At 54.7% G+C, this 5748-nt stretch carries 1 protein-coding gene and 1 pseudogene; one reads left to right on the forward strand and one right to left on the reverse strand.

The features are described 5' to 3' along the window. Positions 1-644: 644 nt before the first annotated feature. Positions 645-1259, reverse strand: a pseudogene (locus tag CRO46_RS19725) (transposase); the annotation flags it as partial. A 542-nt stretch (positions 1260-1801) separates the two neighbouring features. On the opposite strand from CRO46_RS19725, the gene CRO46_RS19730 reads away from it, so the two are divergent. Next, positions 1802-5748 (forward strand): DUF4347 domain-containing protein (locus CRO46_RS19730; RefSeq protein ID WP_179759136.1); only part of this gene is annotated, 3947 nt, incomplete at its 3' end.

A 5748-nucleotide genomic window follows, 5' to 3' on the forward strand; every position in this document is an offset into this window, starting at 1 on the left:
GCAAGCATGCCAGGAACGGGATGCTGTCGCCCGTCGAGTTCGAACGGCAGCAAGAAATGAAAACCGAGGGCGTCTAGAAAACTCGGGGCTATTCAAAGACCCCATTGACGCGAGATGGTGATTATCGCTGGAACACCCCGTTAGGCTTTTCGCGCTAGCTGACTGAGGCGCAGAAAAGACCTGGCTTTGGAAGGGTACGCGGGTTGATCAATCCGATGCACCGCAGATCCACTGGGTGGATCCTTGTTGATGCTGCCTTGTGCCTCTCGAATCTTTCTATCCATTTGGTAATATCCAGGACAACGTAAACTGAACCGCGTTACGTATCATTAACCACGTTGCCTGTAGATGTAGCTCGTCTGGATCGGTGGGGGTTAACAACGTGCTTGAAGAACGACTTCTCGTGTTGGAGAGAAAATATCGGCTTTACGCATGGCAAGTAGCCCAAATTCTCTTCAATGAAGAAACCAGTGTCGAACGGTTAAGTGAAATCTGGAATGCCTTGAATAAAGTATGCTTTCTGTCCGCAAGGCTTTGCTCTGAGGCCATCTGCTTCTCTGATGATCCTGATATCTACGTTCAAGCCTCAAACATCGACGGCGCCTGGGTGAATCTACGAAATCAGGTGAGTTCTGCGCTAATGGTTAAACCAGCAATAGCGGCTTAATCGTCTCCTCCGGAGGGATACTTGCTTTCCAGAAGGAATAAGCAACCTGTTGTCTGGAAAATCTCGGGAGGGTGATCATGCATCCTGGCATTCCCCTTTGATATAGGCCTTTGTGTCGACGGCCCACTGTCGTCGATCTCGAGCAGCACTTTAACCAACCACTTGAGCGTGGCCTCGTTCGGAAAAAAACCTGACCTTGATTATGCGGCGCTGGAGTTCTTTTGTACACCTTGCTCCACAGGGTCGGACGTGCGCATGCTACGGCGATGGTGTTCGGGCAAAGCAAAGATGGCGGGCCCTTCTGGCGCCCCATTTTCGAGCCATGCCAAGCCTCCAGCTTCTCATCAACAAGTTTCGTGGCGCGACTGACCTGGGTAGACGACAGGCTTTCGATGCCGAAGTCGCGCATTACCGCCTCGGCTTCGCGCGTCGAAACGCCCTTGATGTACATCTCGGCCACGGCGAGCATCAGAGCCCGCACCGAGCGGCGGCCGCGCTCCAGAGAGTGCGGATAGAACGGTTCACCCTCATGGCCGGCTGTCTTGAGAACCTGCACGGTGACTGTGCCTGCAGGCGTGTCGATCCGCTTGAGCTTGTAACCATTGGTCTAGCCCTGCCGCCCGCTCGTAAATGCTGGCGCCGAGAAACCGTTCACGCTCGATCTGCATCGCCAGTTCGAAGGCTCGCGCAAAGACCGTAGCGATGTCGCGAGGTCCATGTTCGATCAGAAGTTCCAGGAGGGCCTCAACTGTCCTATCCTCCTGCCTTTCCATTCACGCTTCTCCATGGTGGTGTTGCAACTCCATGGAATAACAGAGTGGATCGCCCCTGCCGGGCCACGCCTTGGCAGGGGCTCATGGCACCTGCGCAAAAACAATTTCCAGACGTCAGGTTACACCACTCACAATCAATCGCGCTATTGGAATTTCCATTAGGTCAAAATAGGCAGCAAAGCGACTTTCTTTGTTTGACTTGCCCCGAGTTTTCTAGACCCACGAGCGCTGCCTTAAGACAATAGGAGGGCTTTGTTAACCATAATTTCTTATGGTCTTTGATCATCGGCTGGTTGGTGTTTTGCGTACAGCCGACATGTTTTGGAAGATCGCAGCACCGATGTTGAAGACAAGAAAAATAATGGCTTCTACTGAACACACGAGCCCGCGTCTAAGGCCGGCGCGGCTGGTATTTTATGAGTTGGAGCCGCGTATCGCGTTTGACGCTGCATTCGGCGCTGCTGTTGTCGGTGAGGTTACTGATTTTTCTGTTTATGGCGATGCGCACCTGACGGCGGACGACAGCTTAACTCATCATGCTTCCGAAACCTCAGATCAGTCAGACAAAGATGGCTGGGACCCTGCCACAATAGAACCTCCAGTGCGGTCCGAGATCGTCTTTATCGATGCTGCGGTCGAAGACATCGAAACTCTGTTGTCGGGGATCGATCCCGCGGCAGAGGTCGTGTTCCTTGATGCCGACCGTGATGGCATCGAGCAGATCGCAGAAGTCATGGGTTACAAGGCAAATGTGGGTGCAATCCATATACTTGCTCACGGTTCTTCCGGGTTGATGTCACTGGGGTCTGGTACACTCACGACGGATGCGATGGACGGTATCTATGCCAGCCAGCTGGTCGGCATTGGTATGTCACTCTCCGCGGACGCGGATATTCTTATTTACGGGTGTGACTTTGCCAGCGGCGAAACAGGCCGATTGGCGGTGTCGACACTCGCCGGCCTGACCGGTGCTGATGTCGCCGCCAGCGATGATCTGACAGGTCACAAGGACCTCGGTGGTGACTGGGACCTTGAATACCGCCATGGCAGTATTGAAGCCGAGATATTTGCCGATCAGGACGCGCTGAACGACTGGGATGGAGTGCTGGCCGTTGGTGTAGATTCAACATCTACAGGAACCAGTTCCGGCGGTAATTTCTCGGTTTCTCACACGACGTCTGGAACCGACAGGTTGATGCTTGTCGCCGTGTCGATCAATCAGAGCGCGGGTTCTACCGTGGCTTCTGTCTCCTACAATGGAGACGCACTCACTCTGGTAGGAGCGAGAGAGAGCGGTAGTGGAGGGACTGCGATCCGCGTTGAGATTTGGTCACTCGTGAATCCGGATCTGGCGACCCATACCGTTAACATCGCCATGAGCGGAACATCTGATGGCAATACGGCAGGCGTCATGACGTTTTCGGGTGTTGATCAATCCACGCCGCTGGGCACCTTCGCCTCGGGGGCTGGCGGTAGCGGTGGGGCCGGATCTGCAACAGTATCCTCAGCTGCCGATGAACTGGTGTTTGCTGCAATAGCCGTCGACGACAACGTCGATTACAACCTCATACCTGGCGGCAGCCAGACCGAGCGTTGGGACCTCAAGGCCCCCGAAGTTAACGGAGGTGGCAGCACCGCGGTCGGCGCAGCCTCGGTTCCTATGTCCTGGACCTGGAGTGGCTCGGACGCATGGGCCGTCGGCGGGGTATCTATTAAGCCCTCTTCGGATTTGGATCCAGTGAATGGCACTCCGGGTCCGCAGACAACTAACGAAAACACAGCGCTAGTCTTCAACGCCGGGAACAGCAACCTGATCTCGATCACGGATGACGCAGGCGAAAGCCTAACGGTGACGCTTGGGGTCAACAATGGCACGCTGACACTGTCTCAGACGACAGGGCTAACGGTTAGCAGCGGCGCCAACGGTACTGCTAGCATGACCGTTGTCGGCACGGTTGAGAACTTAAACGCTGCACTAGATGGGCTTCAGTACGACCCGACCCCCGAATACGACGGCGGCGACACATTCACTATTACCACCAACGATACGACGCTCTATCAACTCAACATCGATGCTAACCTGCGTGGCTTCTATAAGTTTATCAGTGTTGATCCGGGCAACGATTCCAGCCCCGCTGGTACTTATGACGGAACCCTCAGGAACGGAGCTGCGGTAGTAAGTGATCCGGTGAGGGGGGATGTCCTCAGTCTGGACGGCATAGACGATCATGTGGAGGTTGCCGGTCTTTTCGGAAATCCGACAAACGTCACGTTGGCAGGATGGGTAAATCTCACAAGTGCTGATACTTGGGGCTCGGACATTGTATCATTGGGCGATAGTGTTGCTCTCAGACTGGATTACCCAGCTAATGCGGGTAATGAAGGCGTGCACGGCTTCTTTTATGATGGTTCGAATTGGAGAGGAACCTCTTCGAGCCAGTTCATTGCTGGTACAGGGTGGCACCATATTGCATATACGTACAGCGATACAGGAAATTCGCAAAAGCTTTACATAGATGGTATTGAGGTTGCTTCCTCTGCGTATACTGACTCAATTAGCTACACGCGCGGTGTCAATACCATCATCGGAGCAAATGGCGACGGCGGGAACGATGCAAATCTTAATGGCTTAGTCGATGATGTTCGGATCTATAACCGGGCGCTATCGGCTGCGGAAATTTCCAATCTGGCGAATGGGCCGGTCAACCCATCCGATAGTGACAATGTCGCCATAACCGTCGTTGGCACGAACAGTGCGCCGACAACCAGTAACAAAACCATATCGGCAAATGAGGATACGCCTTACGTTTTCACTGTTGCGGACTTCCCGTTTGCTGATGCTGATAGCGGTGACGCGCTGCAGCAAGTCCAGATCACATCGCTAGTATCCGTCGGCAGCCTCAAACTGAGTGGCGTTGATGTGACACATGGCCAGATCATCTCACAAGCGGCGATCGATGCCGGCAATCTAACTTTTGCAGCGTCACCAAATGCGTTCGGCAGTAGCTATGACAGTTTCGGTTTTCGCGTGCACGACGGTACTGCCTACAGCAGTGCAACAAGTACGATCTCGATCAACAACTCAACGTTCAACACCAATGCTGATGGCTTTGTTTACGCCGACATTTCCAACGGAGGTTGGGCCGATGGCGCTTATGATTCCGCCGGCGGGAAAACTGGCGGTGGGCTACGCATTGACCTGGGCGGCGGAGTAACCGGGGGTGTGAGCTCAGGTGGCTGGTCGAAAACATTTAATCTGGCGAACGCTACTGAGATAACCGTATCTACCGATTTCCGGTTGCTGATGAGTTCGATGTACGAAGCCGATGAATACGGTGAGATGTATCTTAAAATTGACGGAGTGAGTTACGGCAATGATACCAATTCGTCACTAATCCGAACCGTTGGTGATGGTAATGGTGGTTCAGTGCACGACAGTGGTTGGCTTACATATCAGACCACCATCACATTGGCCGCAGGCAACCACACGATACAATTGAGTGCCAATAATAATAACAGTACAGCGGCAGATGAATTTATTGATGCCTATTTTGACAATGTCACTGTAACATCAGGCGTCTATAATACAATGACGGTTGACGTCGCTGCGGTAAACGACGCGCCGACCGGGGTGCCTGCGATCACCGGGACGGTGACGGAGAACGAAACCCTGACGGCCGATACATCGGGCATCTCGGACAATGACGGCTTGGGCGCCTTCTCTTACCAGTGGATGCGCGATGGTGTTGATATCGGAGGGGCGACGGGCTCCACCTACACGCTGGGGGATGCGGATGTGAGCCGCGCCATCTCGGTGAAGGTCAGCTACACCGATGGCAACGGGACGGCGGAAGGCCCGCTGACGTCAGCTGCCACGGCGGCTGTGGCCAATGTCAATGATGCCCCTGCCGGCGTTCCGGCGATCACCGGAACGGTGACGGAGAACGAAACCCTGACGGCCGATACATCGGGCATCTCGGACAATGACGGCTTGGGCGCCTTCTCCTACCAGTGGATGCGCGATGGTGTTGATATTGGAGGGGCGACGGGCTCGACCTACACGCTGGGTGATGCGGATGTGGGCCGCGCCATCTCTGTGAAGGTCAGCTACACCGATGGCAATGGCACGGCGGAAGGCCCACTGACGTCTGCTGCCACGGCGCCAGTCGCCAATGTCAATGATGCGCCTGCCGGTGTGCCTGCGATCACCGGGACGGTGACGGAGAACGAAACCCTGACGGCCGATACATCGGGCATCTCGGACAATGACGGCTTGGGCGCCTTCTCCTACCAGTGGATGCGCGATGG

The organism is Parahoeflea halophila (assembly GCF_900220985.1).
Lineage (GTDB): Bacteria > Pseudomonadota > Alphaproteobacteria > Rhizobiales > Rhizobiaceae > Hoeflea > Hoeflea halophila.